The organism is Streptomyces panaciradicis, from assembly GCF_023516615.1.
Lineage (GTDB): Bacteria > Actinomycetota > Actinomycetes > Streptomycetales > Streptomycetaceae > Streptomyces > Streptomyces panaciradicis.
Map to the genome: position 1 here is coordinate 18,899 of NZ_JAMGBF010000027.1, position 17,296 is coordinate 36,194.

The 17,296-nt window shown below is 73.2% G+C and carries 15 protein-coding genes and 1 pseudogene; 6 read left to right on the forward strand and 10 right to left on the reverse strand.

What is annotated here, in order from left to right:
- Nucleotide 1 precedes the first annotated feature (1 nt).
- Together tgmA and M8J74_RS12000 are read right to left on the reverse strand one after the other, a co-directional pair.
- Entirely contained in the window at nt 2–193 is a 192-nt protein-coding gene (tgmA, locus tag M8J74_RS11995; protein ID WP_058921277.1) for a putative ATP-grasp-modified RiPP, read from the reverse strand.
- Nucleotides 194–277: 84 nt separating this feature from the next.
- A complete protein-coding gene (locus tag M8J74_RS12000; RefSeq protein WP_058921276.1) occupies nt 278–613 on the reverse strand; it encodes a DUF1232 domain-containing protein in 336 nt (111 codons plus the stop codon).
- Nucleotides 614–842: 229 nt separating this feature from the next.
- On the opposite strand from M8J74_RS12000, the gene M8J74_RS12005 reads away from it, so the two are divergent.
- Nucleotides 843–1,865 carry a hypothetical protein gene (locus M8J74_RS12005; protein ID WP_249836425.1) on the forward strand — a complete coding sequence of 341 codons (1,023 nt, stop codon included), beginning with the start codon at nt 843–845 and terminating at the stop codon, nt 1,863–1,865.
- A gap of 50 nt (nt 1,866–1,915) precedes the next feature.
- Here M8J74_RS12005 and M8J74_RS12010 read toward each other — a convergent pair.
- Both M8J74_RS12010 and M8J74_RS12015 read right to left on the reverse strand, forming a co-directional pair.
- A pseudogene (locus tag M8J74_RS12010) lies at nt 1,916–3,320 on the reverse strand (xanthine dehydrogenase family protein molybdopterin-binding subunit); the annotation flags it as partial.
- 45 nt (nt 3,321–3,365) lie between these two features.
- Nucleotides 3,366–4,541, reverse strand: coding sequence for a hypothetical protein (locus M8J74_RS12015; RefSeq protein WP_249836354.1), 1,176 nt, complete (start codon nt 4,539–4,541; stop codon nt 3,366–3,368).
- A gap of 338 nt (nt 4,542–4,879) precedes the next feature.
- On the opposite strand from M8J74_RS12015, the gene M8J74_RS12020 reads away from it, so the two are divergent.
- The 5 genes from M8J74_RS12020 to M8J74_RS12040 all read left to right on the forward strand — a co-directional run bounded on the left by M8J74_RS12020 (nt 4,880) and on the right by M8J74_RS12040 (nt 9,025).
- Nucleotides 4,880–5,260, forward strand: a complete 381-nt coding sequence (locus tag M8J74_RS12020; protein ID WP_249836426.1) for a PadR family transcriptional regulator — start codon at nt 4,880–4,882, stop codon at nt 5,258–5,260.
- Complete coding sequence (locus M8J74_RS12025) at nt 5,257–6,261, forward strand: hypothetical protein (protein ID WP_249836355.1); 1,005 nt, start codon at nt 5,257–5,259, stop codon at nt 6,259–6,261. Before M8J74_RS12020 ends, M8J74_RS12025 begins: the two co-directional genes overlap by 4 nt.
- Before the next feature lie 25 nt (nt 6,262–6,286).
- Complete coding sequence (locus M8J74_RS12030) at nt 6,287–6,817, forward strand: PadR family transcriptional regulator (RefSeq protein ID WP_249836356.1); 531 nt, start codon at nt 6,287–6,289, stop codon at nt 6,815–6,817.
- A gap of 85 nt (nt 6,818–6,902) precedes the next feature.
- Nucleotides 6,903–8,081 (forward strand): DUF2306 domain-containing protein, encoded by a 1,179-nt coding sequence (locus M8J74_RS12035; protein ID WP_249836357.1) that lies wholly within the window; start codon nt 6,903–6,905, stop codon nt 8,079–8,081.
- A gap of 41 nt (nt 8,082–8,122) precedes the next feature.
- On the forward strand, nt 8,123–9,025 hold the full coding sequence (locus M8J74_RS12040) for a hypothetical protein (protein ID WP_249836358.1): 903 nt from the start codon (nt 8,123–8,125) through the stop codon (nt 9,023–9,025).
- On the opposite strand, the gene M8J74_RS12045 is transcribed toward M8J74_RS12040, so the two are convergent.
- The 6 genes from M8J74_RS12045 to M8J74_RS12070 all read right to left on the reverse strand — a co-directional run bounded on the left by M8J74_RS12045 (nt 9,009) and on the right by M8J74_RS12070 (nt 17,238).
- Nucleotides 9,009–9,503 carry a lamin tail domain-containing protein gene (locus M8J74_RS12045; protein ID WP_249836359.1) on the reverse strand — a complete coding sequence of 165 codons (495 nt, stop codon included), beginning with the start codon at nt 9,501–9,503 and terminating at the stop codon, nt 9,009–9,011. The two genes, M8J74_RS12040 and M8J74_RS12045, sit on opposite strands and share 17 nt — an antisense overlap.
- A gap of 111 nt (nt 9,504–9,614) precedes the next feature.
- On the reverse strand, nt 9,615–10,580 hold the full coding sequence (locus tag M8J74_RS12050; RefSeq protein WP_249836360.1) for a DUF1152 domain-containing protein: 966 nt from the start codon (nt 10,578–10,580) through the stop codon (nt 9,615–9,617).
- A gap of 28 nt (nt 10,581–10,608) precedes the next feature.
- Nucleotides 10,609–11,769, reverse strand: a complete 1,161-nt coding sequence (locus M8J74_RS12055) for an FAD-dependent oxidoreductase (RefSeq protein WP_249836361.1) — start codon at nt 11,767–11,769, stop codon at nt 10,609–10,611.
- A gap of 174 nt (nt 11,770–11,943) precedes the next feature.
- Entirely contained in the window at nt 11,944–13,308 is a 1,365-nt protein-coding gene (locus tag M8J74_RS12060) for an FAD-dependent oxidoreductase (protein ID WP_249836362.1), read from the reverse strand.
- 137 nt (nt 13,309–13,445) lie between these two features.
- Nucleotides 13,446–14,291, reverse strand: a complete 846-nt coding sequence (locus tag M8J74_RS12065) for a chitosanase (protein WP_249836363.1) — start codon at nt 14,289–14,291, stop codon at nt 13,446–13,448.
- Nucleotides 14,292–14,445: 154 nt separating this feature from the next.
- Entirely contained in the window at nt 14,446–17,238 is a 2,793-nt protein-coding gene (locus M8J74_RS12070) for a SpoIIE family protein phosphatase (RefSeq protein ID WP_249836364.1), read from the reverse strand.
- Nucleotides 17,239–17,296: the final 58 nt, after the last annotated feature.

A 17,296-nucleotide genomic window follows, 5' to 3' on the forward strand; every position in this document is an offset into this window, starting at 1 on the left:
TTCAGTCGTCGAAGTGAGTCTTGGAACCGGCCGTCGAGGTCGTGGTCCCCAATTCCCTCAGCAGAGCGAGGTCGCTCGCGGCGACCCGGCCGTCCATGAGCACGTTCAACTGCAGCGCGCCGTCGTAGGCGTACGGAGTCGTGGCCTCCAACTCCACCGCCGGACGTGCGTAGTTGAGCGCGAACGGTTGCATCGTGTCTCCCTCGTCGGTGCTGCGCCGACCGGGCCGTCCCCCCTCCGGGACGGCGCCGGTCCGCCGACTGCCTTGCCCTTCCAGTCACTTATACGAATCGAACGGGTGATTGGTTTCCTTACTCTGCGTAGTCAAGGGGGATTTGTGACCATAGATCCCGCGAAGTGGCGCACGCAGATGATGCAGGGCGAGGAGAAGGACGCCGATGTCGTCCAGATAGACGGGGTCGGGCAACAGGTCGACGGGCAGGACGAAGTAGAGGACGGCCCCCCAGAAAACCCAGCGCGGCCCGGTCGGCAGGCCCGCTCTGCTCAGATCGCGCCGCGTCCGCACCAGGCGGACCAGCACGGCGACGGCCGCCGCGAGCACGAGTGCCGCGAGGACCGCGGCGATGACGATCACGGTCGTGGTCGTATCCACGGATCTTCCTCCGTCCGGCGCGCCGAGCGGCCCGCCACTGGACGGATTCCCGCATCCGGCCGTCGTACGTCCTGCCGCCTTACCCGTGGCACGCGCGGCCCGCACCCCCGGGTCACCCGAGTGACACGGTGCGGTGGTGACAGGTGGTAGTTGCACGTAACGTCGCGTCAACCGTGTCGACGGCCCGAGAGCTGCCGAACCACGCCCTTTCTTGCATGGAGCACAGCACATGAGCGTCCGCTCGTCGTCCCCCGAACCCAACGGCACCTCCATAGCCGCCCCCCACAGCGACCCGGTCGGCGCTCTGGTGCACGCCGCGGTCGCCGACCGGCCACTGGAGGAGGTCGCCCATCTGATCACCCTCCTGGAGCAGTCCCCGCAGTACGCCCAGGCCACCGTCGACGCCCTGCGCGCGGTCGGCACCGACCGCTCCGTGGAGGACGTCACCCGTCTGGTCGCCCTCCTGACCCGGCCGCCACGCGATCCCGACAGCGCCGACGAGGCGATCCGCGCCGCCGCCGGGTCCCGCCCGGTGGAGGAGGTGACCCGGCTGATGGCGCTGCTGCACCGCACGCCGGTCGAACCGCACTGCGGGCAGGAGGCGGCACGCGTGGCCGCCACGGCGCGGCCGGTGGAGGAACTGGTCGAACTCATCGGCCGCCTGAGCCAGGAACGCGACGCGCGGGCGGCCCTGCCCGAGGCGGAACCGCGGGACGCGCCGGAAGCCGACACGGACGGCGCGCCGCCCGGCCCCGATCCCGAGATCCCGGACACGCCCCACGAGAGCGGGACACCGCGCCGGTTCACCCCCACACCGCCCCGGCCCGCCGCGCGCCACGCCTGGCCGGCCTTCGCCGCCGCCACCGCGCTCCTGCTGTGCGCGATGCTCTGGTTCCCCGTCCACCGCGACGACGTGACACCGCGCACGTACGGCATCGCGCTCGGCGTCTCCGCCCTGTGCGCGGTGGTCGCCGCACTGCTGATCCTGCGGCCCACGTTCGCCGTGCTCGTGGTGGCCGTCGTGGTGCCGGCGGTGCTGGCCGCGGGCCAGCTGTACGAAGGACGGTTCCGCTCGGACCAGTTGTCCCGGGCGCTCGGCCTCACGCTCGCGCCGGGCTGGATCGCCGGCCTGGCCGCCGTCTGCGCCTGCCTGACGGCCCTTATGGCACTGGGCGTACGGCTGGCCTCCTCCCAGGCGCCGCTGCTCGACGCTGCGGTGCGGCCGCTGGAGCCGGCCCGCCGGGCGGAGTGAGCGCGCCGGGGCGACTTCGGCCGCGCCGGACCGGCCGACCACGGCCGGCCCGACGCGGCCGCGCGCAGCACCCGGTCCGGTGTGAGCGGCAGTTCGCGCAGCCGCACACCCGTGGCGTGATGGACGGCGTTGCCGATGGCGGCGGCCGTTCCGACGATGCCGATCTCCCCGATGCCCTTGCTCCCCATGGGGTTGAGGTGGGGATCGTCCTCGTCGATCCAGTGCGCCTCGATGTCGGGCACGTCGGCGTGCGCGGGCACGTGGTACGACGCCAGGTCGGACTCGGTGAAGTCGCCGAAGGCCGCGTCCACGGTGCTGCCCTCGGTCAGCGCCATGCCCAGGCCCATCGTCATGCGAGCGTCGGCCGCGACCTGCGCGAGCATCGTGCGCGAGCCGGTGCCGATGTCGGTGGCGTTGATCCGCACCGGAACGTCCCGTCGGGCAGTGCCCTGGCCGCCGCCGTGGACGGCTGCGTGAGGACCGGGTAGACGGCGGCGGCCACGCCCGTGCCGAGGAGCAGCGGACCCGCGCGGCGGGAGCGCGGGCGAGGGTCGCGGCGCGCCCAGTCGAAGCGGCGGGCGCCCTCGCGCAGACACTCGACGAGATGCCTGCTGCTGAACGGCTTGCCGCTGTCCGGTTCGGTCTCCGGCTTGTTGACGATCCGCAACTCCACCGGGTCCATGCCGAGTTCGGACGCCAGCTCGTCCATGGCGGACTCCAGCGCGTACATCCCGGGGGCCTCGCCCGGCGCCCGCATCCACGACGGCGTGGGCACGTCCAGGGGCGCCACGCGGTGCAGGGTGCGGCTGTCCGGCGCGGCGTACATGATCCGTGCGGGCACGGCCGCCTGCTCGACGAACTCCTTGACCCGGGAGGTGTGCGTGGTGACCTCGTGGATCAGGGAGGTGAGCCGGCCGTCGGCGCGCGCCGAGGCGCAGCCGGTTGCAGCGTGGGAGCCCGGTGCCCGACCACGGCCGGCAGGTACCGGCGCGGCAGGGCCACGGTGACCGGGCGGCCGGTCCGCCGTGCCGCGGCGAGCACCACGTCGGGGCGCGGAGTGCCCTTGGAGCCGAAACCGCCGCCCACGTGCTCGGCGACGACGGTGACCCGCTCCTCGGGAAGGCCGAAGAGGGCGGCCAGCGTGGCACGGACGACGTTCGAGCCCTGACTGGAGGTGTGCACGGTCAGCCGCTCACCGTCCCACAGGGCGGTGCTCGTGTGCGGCTCCATGGGGTGGTTGTGCAGCGGCGGCACCCGGTAGCGGACGTCGACGCGGACGACCGAGGAGCCGAACGCGCCCTCGGGGACGCCGTGTTCGCGGCTCGCCGGGTGGCCGCCGTTGGCCTTCTCGGGGACGTAGGCGCCGGGATGCGTCTCGGTGAGCGTGACGTCGTGGTCCTCGGTGTCGTACGAGACCCGGACCGCGGCGGCGCCGGCCCGGGCCGCCTCCCGGGTCCAGCCTGCGCCGCCTGACACGTGCGTCCCGGGAGGTGACGCGGGTCAGCCGTCCGTGGGCCGGGGACGCTCGTCCGTGCCGTCCCCGGCAGGGTCCCCGGCCTCGCGGTCGCCGCCGGCCGCGGGCCGCAGTGCCTTGGCCGAGAACTTCAGGCGCTCGAAGGTCCGGGTGAGCTGCTGCAGGGGGGAGCCGGCCGGCGGGGTCGCGGGAGGCTGCGGCTGTGCGGGGATCTCGACACCGGCCTCCCGGTAGACGGCCAGCGCCTCGTGCGCGCGCTCGGCGGCCTCGCGGTACAGGTCCCGCGACTTCGTCATGGCCTCCAGTGCCTCCGCGTACATGGCGACGAGCCTGCGCTCGTGGTCGAGCTGCTCCTCCAGCGTCATCAGCCGCCACTCGTCGCGCAGTTCGGCGACGGCCCGCTCCGCGTCCTGCGGCAGCGGCTGGGGCAGCGCGGCGTAACGGATCAGCGCGTCGACGAGCTCGTCCGGGCGCGAGCCGTCGAGGAAGACGGTACGGATCGAGAAGTCGTCCGCCTCGAAACCCTCGGGCGCGGGGTCCGGCGGCAGCACGACGGCACCGCCGCGCGGGACCTGCACACCGAACTCGCGCAGCGCGCGGTTGACGATGCGCAGCTGCTCCGGTGCGGCGCGATGCTCCACGACCCGGTGGCGCAGACCCGGCGGCAGGAAGGTGCCGAGCGGACGCCGGCCGCGCTCGTCGGGCGTCATCGCCTCGTGCACGACGAAGTTCACGCTCCAGCCGCCGCGCACCGCGCTCCTCAGCAGCCGCCGGATCTCCTTGTCGTCGTCCGCCGGCAGATGGGTCGCCTCGCGGAAACGCACTCCGGTGCCGGGCTCGTGGTCCCAGGCGACGTCCGGGTCGTCGGGCCAGAACATCGTGGCGGGCGAGGGCCAGCCCTGGTCCCAGGCGGCTTCCGCCTCCGCCGCCAGCACCCAGTCGCGCCCGTCCTCGGCGGGCGGGGCCAGCGTCAGCCGGGCGCGCACGGTCACCGTCCCGGCGACCTTCCAGCGTGCCTCGAAGACCTGCCGCGCCTCGCCGTCGGCCTGGGGCACCTCCATGTGGTCGTCGAGGACCTCGTCGCTCTTGAGCCGCTGGAGGGTGCGGCGTACGACGTCTGCCGCGTCGGGGCCGGTGTGCCGGCCACGGGCCAGCCACAGGGTGGTCGAGGGGGTCGGGCGTGCGGTCGGGGAAGTGCGCATGAGTCCATCTGAGGGCGGGGGCATGTGCGGACACCAGTATCTCTGCGCCGCTCGGCCGAGATCATGCGGGGTCGGGCACTCGGGACGCGGGCCGCGCACTCGGGGTGCGCGCGGTCCACGTCAGGCCCCGGTGCTTCACACGTCCCCCGGCGGCACCGGCCCGGCCACAATGGCGCCGCGAACAGGACCCGCCCACCATCCGCTTAGGGGCGGGTCCTGTTCCGCACGCGCCGTTGCCGCGACTCGCCTCCGCACCCGCCACCCCGACACGCCGCCATGCTCGCCGCCGCGCTATATATCGGAAGGCGAGATATCATGGCCGTATGGCATCGAGGAACATGACCCAGGCGGCGTTCTTCGTCCTCACCGCCCTGGCCGACCAGCCCCGGCACGGCTACGGCATCCTGCGCGAGGTCGAGGAACTGTCCGGCGGCGACGTGCAGTTGCGCGTCGGCACCCTGTACGGCGTGCTCGACCGGCTCACCGCCGACGGGCTGATCGCACCGGACCGCGAGGAGGTCCACGACGGCCGGCTCCGGCGGTACTACCGCGTCACCGACGACGGGACACGGGCCCTGGCCGCGGAGGCGGAGCGGATGGCCGCCGGAGCGAGCGCCGCCAGGCAGCGCATCGCCGAGGGCCGCAAGGCCCCCGCGCAGCCGGTGAACCCGGCCGCGAACCCCTCCACCGGTCCCGGACTCGCAGGAGGCATGGCGTGACGACCCTGCTCGAAACCCGCTACCGCGCCGTGCTGCGCCTGCTTCCCGCCTACTACCGCGAGGAGCGCGAGGAGGAGATGGTCGAGGTCTTCCTGTGGGACGTCGACCGCGACACGCAGGACCAGAGCAGGCCCACCCTCGGCGAGATCGCGAGCGTGGCCGCCCTGGCCGTGCGCAGCAGACTGGCCGCCGCCGGCGCGCCGCGGCCGTACGCCCTGCTCGGCTCGGCCGTGCGCCACTTCGCGCTGTTCGGCGTCCTGCTGCAGGCGGCCGCCGTCGTCGTCGACCGGATCATGAACTTGACCTGGGCCTCGACGCACGGCGCGCGCCAATGGGACATGTTCCTGTCGGGATTCACCGGTCGCGGAGCGCCGCTGGGCGCGGTCGCGGTCGCGCAGTGGGTGCTGCCCCTGCTGTGGACGGTCGGCTTCTTCGCGCTCGTCCACGACCGCCGGCGCCTTGCCCGCACCGCCGTGCTGCTCGCCGCGCTGCCCACCCTGTGGCCGCTTCTCGAGCCCCTCGTGAGCGCATGGGCGCCGTCGGAACCGTGGTTCGCCGTCGCCGGCGCGCTGCTGGCCTGGCTGCCGGCGGTCGCCCTGTGCGCCGCGTTCCACCGGGACGCCCCGCCGGCCGCCCTGCCCGCGGGTACCCCCGGCCTGCTCTACACGGCCTGCTGCGTGGTGATGGGCGGATCGCTCGTGCTGCTGCCCGCGCTGGCCGACGCGGCCTGGGCCCCGGCCACCTGCTTCGTCCTCGGCGCGCTGGGCTGGCTGCTGCTGCGGGCCCGCCGCGCCGACGCGGCGAGCACCGGCTCCGGCGCCGTGGCCCTCGCCGCGCTCGGCCTGCTGCTGCTGGCGCTCAGGGTGGCCGCCCTGTTCCCGTGGCTCGGCGTTCCCCTGCCCGTCGCCTTCGTCGGCGGCGCGCTCGCGCAGACGGCCGCGCTCACCCTGCTCGTCGTCGCCCTCGCCCTCGTGGCCAGGCGCGACCTCGCGGCACGCTGACCGAAGGGGGCGATACGGTCGCCCCATGTCTGACCCCCGGTTGACGACCTCCTCGTACCTCGTGCTCGGCGTCATCGACAAGCTGGGCGAGGCCAGCCCGTACGACGTGAAGGTGGAGGCGGCCCGGACCGTGGCCCCCTTCTGGACGGTGCCGCACGCGCAGGTCTACGCCCAGTGCGACCGCCTCCTCGACGCCGGACTGCTGTCCCAGGTGCGGCAGGAGAGCGGCCGCAACCGGCGCGTGCTGACCCTCACCGAGGCCGGCCGCGCCGCCCTGCGGCGGTGGCTCGACGACCCGGAGTTCGTGCCCGTCGAGGCCCGCGAGCGCGGCATCCTCAAGCTCTGGTTCGGCGGCCGCCCCGAACTGCTCGCCCCGACCCAGCTGGAGGAGCACGTCCGCACCCTGGGGGAGTACGAGGAACTCGCCGACGACGTCGGTGAGTTGCTGACGCCGGGGCAGCGCGAGGCCCTGGAGTTCGGGATCCGCTACGAGCGGATGATGGTCGACTTCTGGCAGTGGGTGGAGCGACGCGGGGAACGCACGACGGACCGTTGACCGCGGCCGCGGTCCGGCCCTACCGTCTCGATAGTCCAGAAGAGACTATCGAGCGGCCGGAGTGCCGCCCCGGCAGGGGGTCGTCGTGCGTCGTGTGACGAAGGGCGGTTGGCGGCGGGGCGCCGCCGTCGCCGTGACGGTCCTGTGCGTGGCGTACGCGCCGATCGCGATGACCGAGCTGTGGCCCTACGCCCGCCCGGGAGCACCCGCGTTCGGCGAGTGGCTGCTGGGCCGCGCGGTCTCCCCGCGCTACGTCGCCGACGCGCTGGCGACCCGGATCGGGCCGTACCGGCACAGCCTCGTACCGATGATCGTGCACTCCGTGCTCGGCGGGGCGCTGATGCTCCTCGGTCCCGCGCAGCTGCTGACGGCGTCGCGCCGGCGCACCCGGCTGCACCGCGTCCTCGGCGTGGTCTTCGCCGTCACCGTGTACGCCTCGATGGCCGGCGCCGCCCTGTACCTGGCGCGTACCGCGCCCGAGGACGCCTTCAGCGGGGCGGCGTTCTGGATCGTGCTCGCCACCATCCTGGCCGGCACCGTGCTCAGCGTGACCTTCGGCGTCCTCGCCGCCGTCGGCGGCCACCCCGACCTGCACCAGCGCTGGATGCTGCTGTGCTACGGCTACCTGCTGACCGCCCCGCTGCTGCGCCTGGAGTGGGGCGCCCTGCCCTGGCTGCTGCCGGGCCTGCCCATGACGGAGATCAACCTGGTCGCCATCCAGCACCTCGGCTCGCTGGTGGTGTTCGGCGCGCTGATCGCCTCGCGCGCCCTGGACCGGCGGGGCGAGGTGCGCGGGGTGACGGGCTCCTGGGCGCCGCTGCGCGTCCTGGTCGCCGCCCAACTCGCGGGCGCGGCGGCCCTGGTGTGGATCGTCCGCGCCTACCTGGACCTCGGCGCGCGGGGCGACCGTCTGCTGGTCGCCTATCTCCTGCCGTACGCCGTCGCCTACGCGGTGATGGCGTACGGCGCCCGGCGGGCGGGCCGGGAGGGGCGCGGCTGGGCCCGTGAGGAGTGGCGGCTGCATCTGACGGGCCTCGCCCTGGCGCCCGTGCTGTCCGTGGGCGCCGTCTCGGTGCTGCAGCGCGGCCTGGACCTCGACCGGGGCACCGCGCTGTCCGCGGGGGTCGCCGTCGGCTGCGGAATGCTGGCGTTCGCCGCGACCGCCGTGGTCAGTCTGCGCGTCCTGTACGCCCGCGAAGTGCTCAAGCGCGCGGTGCCGTCCGGACGCGCCCCCGCCGTCGACGTCACGTCCCCCGTCGCCTAGTTCGCCTCCGTGTCATCTCCCGCCCGGGAAAGGGAAAGGCCATGTCCCCCACGTCCGAGGTTCCCGAGTCGGCCGCACCTGCCGCCGTCGCGGACACGTCCGGCGGGCGCCCGCTCACGGCCGGGACGGCGATGCTGGCCACCGCGGTCGCGGTGATCAGCCTTCCGGTGGGGGGAGTGCTGACGGTGGTGAACCTCACCGGGCACGTCTTCGGCGCCTGGCCCTCGCCGGACTCGCTCAGCCAGGGGCTCGTCGGCGCCGCCATGCTCGGCACCGCCCCGGCGCTGTTCACGGTCCACCGGGCCCGCCGGTGGCAGGAGGCGCGAACCCTGCTGTATCCACTGGCGGTCGTGCTGGTCGGCCTGTTCGGGGTCAGCGTCCTGCACGCCGGCGACCTCTTCATCGCCCAGGGCGGGTCCATCGTCCCCGTCCTGTTCAGCGTGGGCTGGCTGCTGACGACGGGAGTCCTGGCGGTCGCCGCCGTCGCCCTGCTCGCGTGGCAGCACCTGGCCCCCGCGACGCCGCTGCCCGCGCGCACCGCCCCGCTGCCCGGCTGGTCGAAACCGGCGCTCGCCGTGCTCGGTTCGTCCTGGCTGGGTATCGGGGCGGGCCTGCTGACCCGCCCCGGCTTCTGGTCCGGCTTCGTCCCCTGGAGCACGAACCGCCTCGACGCCCAGGCCCTCGGCGTGTGGGCTCTCGCCCTCGGCGTCGGGGTGCTGGGCGCCCTCGCGGAGGACGACCTCGACCGCACCCGCCCGGCCCTGCTCGCCCTGCCGGGGACCGGGGCCGCCCTGACGCTCGTCCTGGCCTGCCGGGCCACGAGCGTCGACTGGTCCTCCGGTCCCGCGGCAGCGCTCGTCTGCATGGTCGCCGGGCTGCTGTTCGCCGGCGCGAGCGGGCGGGTGCTCCTCGCCCGCTCCTCCACCGTCACCCGTGGAACGTGATGTACCCGTTGCCGTCGCCGTCGTTGCCGCTCTTGGTGTACGCGTGCGAATCGGCACCGCTGCCCGAGGGCTTGTACACGTAGATCGTGTCCTTGTCGTTGTTCCACATGAAGTTGCAGTTGTTGCGGTACACGACGTTGCGCGCGTCCGAGTCGGTGCCGTGGCCGCCCCGGAGCTTCACGTAGTCGCCCGGCTGGAGGTAGTGGTTGCGGGTGAAGGTGAACTTGTTGCCCGCCTTGTCCTTGACCACGTACCCCTTGAGGTTCACGGTCGTGCGGGACGAGTAGTTCTTCAGCGTCAGGTACTCCTCGTCCGTGTTGCCGGTGGAGCAGCTGTTGGAGTCCCGGCCGGGCGCGTCGTACTGGACGCCCTTGATCTTCAGCGCGGACTGGTACTCGGTGGCGTGCGCCGGGACGGCGGCCAGAACGGCGAGCGTGCCCGCGGCGGTGGCGGTCGCGGCGACAAGACGTATACGCATGGAGAAGTCCCCCCCTGTGTGCATGTTTCGTGAAGAATCTGGAGCGTATGCGACGGGGCGGAAGTGTGTGGTCGGTTCACCGAAATCGCGTCGTCCGGTTGCCCGGCCGTGTCAGTGGGGATAGGCCCGCGGTGGCCGCTGACGCGCCAGTCCGTCGCGGAACTCCGCGACGGCGGTGCTGATCTGACGCATCAGCGCGGTGTTCTCCAGCCGGTCGAGATAGAGGTTGCGGCGGGCCAGGGCGACGGCGTCCGCACAGAAGTACACGGACATCAGCGGATTGATGAACAGCTCGCTGTCCTTGGTCCGTTCCGTGAAGCGGACGTCACCGAAGTCGCCGCGCACGGCGGCCGCGACCGAGCCGTTGACGATGCTCGGATACGCGGGCGTGGCGCGCTGGGCGTGGGCCACCGCGTCGAGGTAGAGCGCTCCTTCGCGGCTCTCGCGCGGCAGGGAGAACGCGCCGAGATAGCCGCCGTCGCGGTCCAGCGCGGCCAGGTTCTCCAGCACCAGGGAGTGGTTGACGCCGTGGTGGGCGTCCACCCCGAACCCCAGGCAGGCCACGAGCCGTTGGGGTATCTCGTCCATGCCGTGCACGGCGGCCAGGCTCGCCATGTCCTCCTCCGGCGTGCCCAGTCCGTGCTCGTCGCCCCGCATCAGGATGTCGGTGCCGCCGTCCACCAGCACCACGGCGTCCACTCCGCCCAGATGCTCCACGAGCGCGCGGTAGGCGGCGCGCAACGGCTGCACGCCCGTCTGCGGGAACGCGTACACCGTGGCCGGCAGCCCCTGCTCGTCGAGCCAGCGCGCGAGGGTGCGTTCCGGGAAGTAGTCGCCGCGCGCCGGGGTGTCGGGCCGCACGGCCGCCACGTCCGCCTCCAGCCACACGTCCAGGTCGAGGCCGTACAGGTCGGCGAAGGAGAGGTTGGCCAGATGGACCTCCTTGCCCGCCGACCGCAGCGCGAGGGCCAGCGGTAGCCCGGCGTACACGTCGAATCCGCCGCCCGCGCCGGCGACGAGGATGCGCCGCGCCTCGCGCAGACGAGTGAAGAAGGGGGGTTCTGTGAGGGTGAACACCGGGGGACGGTAACAGGCTGAGGGAATTTCAGGGCCGTGCGCTCAGGTCGGCCGTCCAGTCCAGCAGACGCGCGAGTTCCTCCTCGCCGGGGCGTGAGGGCGCGGCGCCGGTGCCGGCCGGGGACGGGGAGCTCACGCCTCGGGAGATGTTGCCGCTGACGGTGATGTTGTGCTCCACCCGCGGCCGGCGCAGCTCCTCGTAGCGGGCGAGGGCCGCGTCCGTGCCGGGGAGGTCGCGCAGGCACTTGGCGAGGACCACCGCGTCCTCCAGCGCCATGGACGCGCCCTGGCCGGTGGCCGGGGAGGCCGCGTGCGCGGCGTCGCCGACGAGCAGCACGCGGCCAGAGCGCCAGGGGCTGCCGGGCGGGATCTCGGTCGCCCGGGTGACCAGGACGTCGTCCCCGGTGGCCGCGACGATGTCCGCCGCCGGGGTGTCGTCCTCGCGCAGCAGCGGAAGGAGGGTCTCGCGCCATCCGGCGGAGGTGCCGTCGCCGATCTCCGAGGCGGGCAGCGGGTCGCCGCTCACGCGCGCGAACCAGTACGTCTCGCCCTCGGGGGAGACCGCGAAGCCGAAGGCCGCAGCGCTGCCGCGCACCATCGTGATGCAGGCGTCCCCCGCGGGCAGCCCCACCGCGGACGCGTAGCCGTAGAAGACCTGCTGGCCCGCGTAGCGCGGCCGGACGGCGGGCGCGAAGGCCGCGCGGACGGCAGAGTTCAGGCCGTCGGCGCCGATCAGCAGGTCGCCGCTCGCCGAAGTGCCGTCGGCGAAGCGGGCGGTGACGCCATTGGTGTCCTGCTCGACGGAGGCCAGCCGAGCGCCGTGCCGGACGGTGACGCCGCGGCGCACCGCCTCCGCCTGCAGCGCCGAGCCGAGGTCGCCGCGGCGCAGGCAGCGGTAGCGCAGCAGCGGGTCGGCCGCCTCGCCGAGCGGCACCTGCGCCACCTGCGTGCCGGCGCCGTCCAGGACCCGCATCGAGGTCAGCGGGAAGCCGAGGGCGGTGACCGCGGCGGAGGCGTCCAGCGCCGCCAGGGCGCGCATCCCGTTGCTCGCCAAAGTCAGGAAGGCGCCCAGGTCCTCGGCCGAGTCCGGGTGCGCCTCGTAGACACGGGCGTCCAGCCCCGCCCTGTGCAGTGCCAGAGCCGTCGCCGCGCCCGCGATCCCGCCGCCGATGACCAGCACCCGAGCCACGCCCACCCCCGTGTGTCGGTACGGCCCCCGTGGTCGTACGCGCACCGGTATGAACGCTCCCTCGGCGGCGGAGGTTCCGCGGAGGGCGGCGAACGGGCCGGTTCACACACCGGACACGCCGAAGCCGGTGGAGTCACGCCGTTCGTCCGCGTGGCCCCACCGGCTTCCGTGAGGTCAGGCGCCGCTCTCGCGGAGCATGTCCTCGCGCTCGACGATCTTCACGCGCTCGCGGCCCTGCGGCTCGCCCAGCGCCTTCTCCGCCGCGTCCAGCCGGTACCAGCCCTCCCAGGTGGTGAAGCGGACGTTCCGGTCGGCGAGGAAGGCGTCCACGGCCGCCGGCTCCGGCGCGGCGGGGGTCTGCAGACGCCCGCCCGCGTAGTCGGCCAGCAGGTTGGCCACCGTCTCGTTGGCGTCGCCCTTGGTGTGGCCGATCAGGCCCACCGGACCGCGCCGGATCCAGCCGGTGACGTACGTCGACTGCAGGTGCTCGCCGGACTCCTGGACGACCCGGCCGCCCTGGTCGGGGACCGTGCCCGAGTCGATGTCCCAGGGCAGCTTGGGGAGTTTGTCGGACAGGTAGCCGACCGCGCGGTAGACGGCGGTGACGTCCCAGTCCTTGAACTCGCCGGTGCCCTTGACGTTGCCCGTGCCGTCCAGGGCGGTGCGCTCGGTGCGCAGCCCGACGACCTTGCCGTCCTCGCCGAGGACCTCGACGGGCGACTCGAAGAAGTGCAGGAACAGCTTGTGCGGGCGGTCACCGACGTCGCGGATCGCCCAGTTCTCCAGGGTCTTGGCGACCATGTCGGCCTGCTTGTTGCCGCGCCGGGTCTCGATCGAGCCCGCGTCGTAGTCGATGTCCTCGGGGTCGACGACGACCTCGATGGTGGGGGAGTGGTCGAGTTCGCGCAGCTCCATCGGCGAGAACTTCGCCTGCGCCGGGCCGCGGCGGCCGAACACGTGGATCTCCAGCGCCTTGTTGGCCTTCAGGCCCTCGTAGACGTTCGGCGGGATCTCCGTCGGCAGCAGCTCGTCGGCCGTCTTGGCGAGGATGCGGGCCACGTCGAGGGCGACGTTGCCGACGCCGAGCACGGCGACCTTCTCGGCCTCCAGCGGCCAGGTGCGCGGCACGTCCGGGTGGCCGTCGTACCAGGACACGAAGTCGGCGGCGCCGTGGGAGCCGTCGAGGTCGATGCCGGGGATGCGCAGCTCACGGTCGGCGGTCGCGCCCGTGGAGAAGATCACGGCGTCGTAGAAGGCGCGCAGGTCGTCGAGGCTGATGTCGTTCGGGTAGTCGACGTTGCCGAACAGCCGGATCTGCGGCTTGTCGAGCACCTGGTGCAGGGCCGTGACGATGCCCTTGATGCGGGGGTGGTCGGGGGCGACGCCGTAGCGGATCAGCCCGAACGGCGCGGGCATGCGCTCGAAGAGGTCGATGGACACACCGGGCTCGGCGGCCACGTCGGACTTGAGCAACGCGTCGGCGGCGTAGATCCCGGCGGGGCCGGCACCGACGATGGCTACCCGCAGGGGGCGGGGCATGATCAGGTTCCCTTCGAGCGGCGAAAAGATCGACTCGAACAGGAAGCCTAAGCTAAGGCAAGCCTAAGTCGGTACGCGGGTCCGGTCTATGGGCTCATAAGCCGGGCTTATGAGCCCACAGAGTCCCTCCGGCGGTGTCAGCCGATGTGGTAGCTGTCGCCGTAGACCTTCCAGTCCAGCGGGGTGTTCAGGCACAGGTTGCCCTTGCGCAGGAAGACGCGCTGCTCGGTGTCGACCCGGGTGGTGTCGCTGTGGGCCTCCTCCTGCTTCATCGCCCACACCCGGGCGTCCAGGAAGGCGTTGAGCCACGCCGTCTCGTCGCCGCCCTGCGCCGGCGGCTTCGCCTTGTTCAGGGCGCGCTTGCGTATGTTGCGGAAGCTGGTCGGGTCGTTGCCGTCGCCGTGCATGACGATGGCGTCGTAGTACGCGAACTGCCCCAGCGTGCCGATCCCGTCCGCCTTGCCCTGCTTGACGGCCGGGTTGAAGTACACCCGGTCCCGCTCGTCGTTCTGCGCCTGCTGGAACGCGCTGTCCTGGGCCGCCTTGCGCCAGTCCTTGGGGAAGTTCGGGTCGAGGCCGTCGTGGGAGTCGGAGCCGTTCACGTCGCGCAGGGCGGGCAGGTACTTGGCCAGGACGTTGCCGGGCTTGCGGTCGGTGTAGAGCTGGACGAGGTCGAGCATGTCGCCGGTGCCCGAGCAGAAGCCGATGATGCCGGCGGTGTAGCCGCGCCCGTCGCCGATGTCCTCGATGTACTTGTACTGCGCCTTCCAGTCGAGCGAGGAGTTCTCCGCGCTCGACACCAGCTGCATGGCGATCTCCTTCTTGGCGGGGTCGTCCAGCCCCACGCAGCCCGCGGCCGCCGGGGCCGCCGAGGCGTGGGAGGGGCGCAGCAGCAGCGGGGCCGCGGCCAGGGAGGCGCCGAACAGGGCGAGGAGCGTACGGCGCGAGGTGTGGACGGCGGTGGAGTCGGAAGCGTCTGTCACGGGTGCTCCAAAGGGGAGTGGGGGGTGGGGAGTTGGCCGTGCTTCACTCTGATAGGAAGGTTTCCTATCAGAAGCTGGCCGCGAGGGACACCCACTGCGGAGAAGTTCGCGGGAAACGGGGAGAACTTCGTAGGGAACGACGAAGCCCGTGCCGTCAGGGCAGCGGCTGCTCGGCCCAGATGACCTTGCCTGCCGGCGTGTACCGCGTGCCCCAGCGCTCGGCGAGCTGGGCCACCAGGAACAGCCCCCGGCCGCCCTCGTCCGTCATCGCCGCGTACCGCAGGTGCGGCGAGGTGCTGCTGCCGTCGAAGACCTCGCAGATCAGGGTGCGGTCGAACAGCACGCGGACGTGGATGGGATCGGCGCCGTAGCGGATCGCGTTGGTCACCAGCTCGCTCAGGATGAGCTCGGAGCCGAATCCCAGCTCCTCCAGCCCCCACAGCTCCAGCTGCCGGATCAGCGCGGCCCGCACCCCGGCGACGGCCGCCGGATCCGGCGGTACGTCCCACTCGGCGACGCGGTCGGCGGGCAGGGCCCGGGTCCGGGCGACGATCAGCGCGACGTCGTCGCTCGGCCTGGACGGCAGCAGCGTCTCGAGCACGGACCGGCAGGTCTCCTCCGGCGACTTGCCCGCCCGCTCCAGCGCGTCCCGCAGCAGGTCCAGCCCCTCGTCGATGTCCCGGTCCCGGTCCTCGACCAGCCCGTCGGTGTACAGCACCAGCCGGCTGCCCTCCTGCAGCTCCAGCTCGGCCGTCTCGAACGGCAGACCGCTCAGCCCGAGCGGCGGACCGGCGGGCACGTCGGGGAACGTGACACTGCCGTCCGGCCGGACCACGGCCGGCGGCGGGTGGCCCGCGCGGGCGACCGTGCAGGTCCGGGCCACCGGGTCGTAGATCGCGTACAGACAGGTCGCGCCGGTCACCGGGGAGCTGCCGTCGTGCGCCGCCTCGTCCTGGTCGATGCGGGCGACCAGCTCGTCCAGGAGCGCGATCAGTTCGTCGGGCGGCAGGTCCAGCGCGGAGAAGTTGTGCACCGCCGTGCGCAGCCGTCCCATCGTGGCGGCGGCGTGCAGCCCGTGCCCCACGACGTCGCCCACGACGAGCGCGACCCGCGCGCCCGACAGCGGCAGCACGTCGAACCAGTCGCCGCCCACCCCGGCCTGCGCGGGCAGATACCGGTAGGCGATGTCCAGCGCCGACTGCTCGGGCAGCCGGCGCGGGAGCAGACTGCGCTGCAGCGTCACGGCCATGCTGTGCTCGCGCGTGTAGCGGCGCGCGTTGTCGATGGAGACCGCGGCGCGGGCCACCAGCTCCTCGGCCAGGGCCAGCTCCTCGGGATCGAACGGCTCGGGCTTCTCCGAGCGCCAGAAGCTGACCACACCCAGCACCAGGGACCCGGCCCGCAGCGGCACCGTGATCAGCGAGTGGATGCCGTACTCCACGACCTGCGCGGTCCGCTCCAGGTCCTGGGCGTGCCAGCCCGGCGCCAGGTCGAGGTCCGGTTCCAGCACGGGCTGCTCGGAGCGCAGGCTGCGGGCCTGCGGCGAGGTGTCGACGAACCTGATCTGCCGGCCCACCGGATACAGCGGCGCGTCCTCCCGGATCCCGCTGACCGCGGTACGGCGCAGCGGCGTCACCGCCTCCGGCTGGCCGCCGCCGAGCACCGCGTCGAACAGGTCGACCGTCGCGAAGTCCGCGAACCGGGGCACGGCCAGCTCCGCCAGCTCCTGCGCGGTGCGGGTGACGTCCAGACTGGTGCCGATGCCCACACCGGCGTCGTACAGCATCTCCAGGCGCTCGCGGGCCGCCTCCGCCCGGCCGGACAGGGCGCGCAGCTCGGTGGAGTCGCGCAGGGTGGCGACACTGCCGGGCGGGCCGCCCTGGACGTCGGTGGGCCGCTGGTTGACCGCCAGCAAACGGTCCTTGACCAGGTGGACCTCGTCCGTCGCGACGCGGCCGGAGGCCAGCAGGTCGGCGGTGTCCGCGGGCAGGCCCAGCTCCAGGACGTGCCGGCCCTCGGCGTCCTCCGGCAGGTCGAGCAGCCGGTGCGCCTCGTCGTTGGCGAGCAGCAGCCGACCCTCGCCCGTGGCGATGAGCACGCCCTCGCGCACGGCGTGCAGCACCGCGTCGTGGTGTTCGTACATCCGGGTCATCTCGTGCGGCCCGAGCCCGTGCGTCTGCCGCAGCAGACGTCTGCTCACCAGCGCCGTGCCGCCCGTGGCCAGCGCGAGGCCCACGGCCGCGGCCAGCAGGACGAGCGGCAGCTGCCGGTTGGCGGCGCCGCCGATGTTGTGGGTGGTGACGCCGGCCGACACCAGGCCCACGACCTTGCCGTCGGGCGCGGTGATCGGGACGACCGCCTGGTCCAGCCGCCCGATCGTGCCGTTGATCTCCTCGACCACGGTCTTGCCGGCCAGCGCGGGCCCGATGGTGCCGACGAACTTCTTGCCGATCCGGTTCGGCTTGGGGTGGGTGTAGCGGATGCCGTCGGTGTTCATGACGACGATGAAGTCCACGCCGGTCGCCTTGCGGGCCGCCTCCGCCCGCGGCTGCAGGATCACCGTGGGCCGGGGGCTGCTCAGCGCCTCGCGGGTGCCCGGCGCGTTGGCGAACGCCTGGGCGACCGCGACCGACCGTCTGCGGGCCTCCTGGGTGCTGTCGTGCCGTACCTGCAGGTACAGCGAGACCACCGCGGCGACCACCAGCAGCAGCACGATCACGACCTGCAGGACGAACACCTGCCCGGCCACGCTCCGCCCGGTCAGCGCCGACCGCAGTCTGCCGGTCCGCTGCGGCTCCTCGGGGTCGGTGCGCCCGCCCGGGCGGAGGGCCGCGCCCCGGGTCCGCCGTCTGTGCGTCGTGCGGGCATGGTCGGCCACGTGCCGGGCACGGGGACCGCCGGGACGCCGGGTGGACCGGGTCCCGGAGCGGTCCGGAAGTCGGACCATGTGCCCATGTCTACACTGCCGGGCCCCAGGAGGCGAGAGGCGTCACAGACGGTGACAA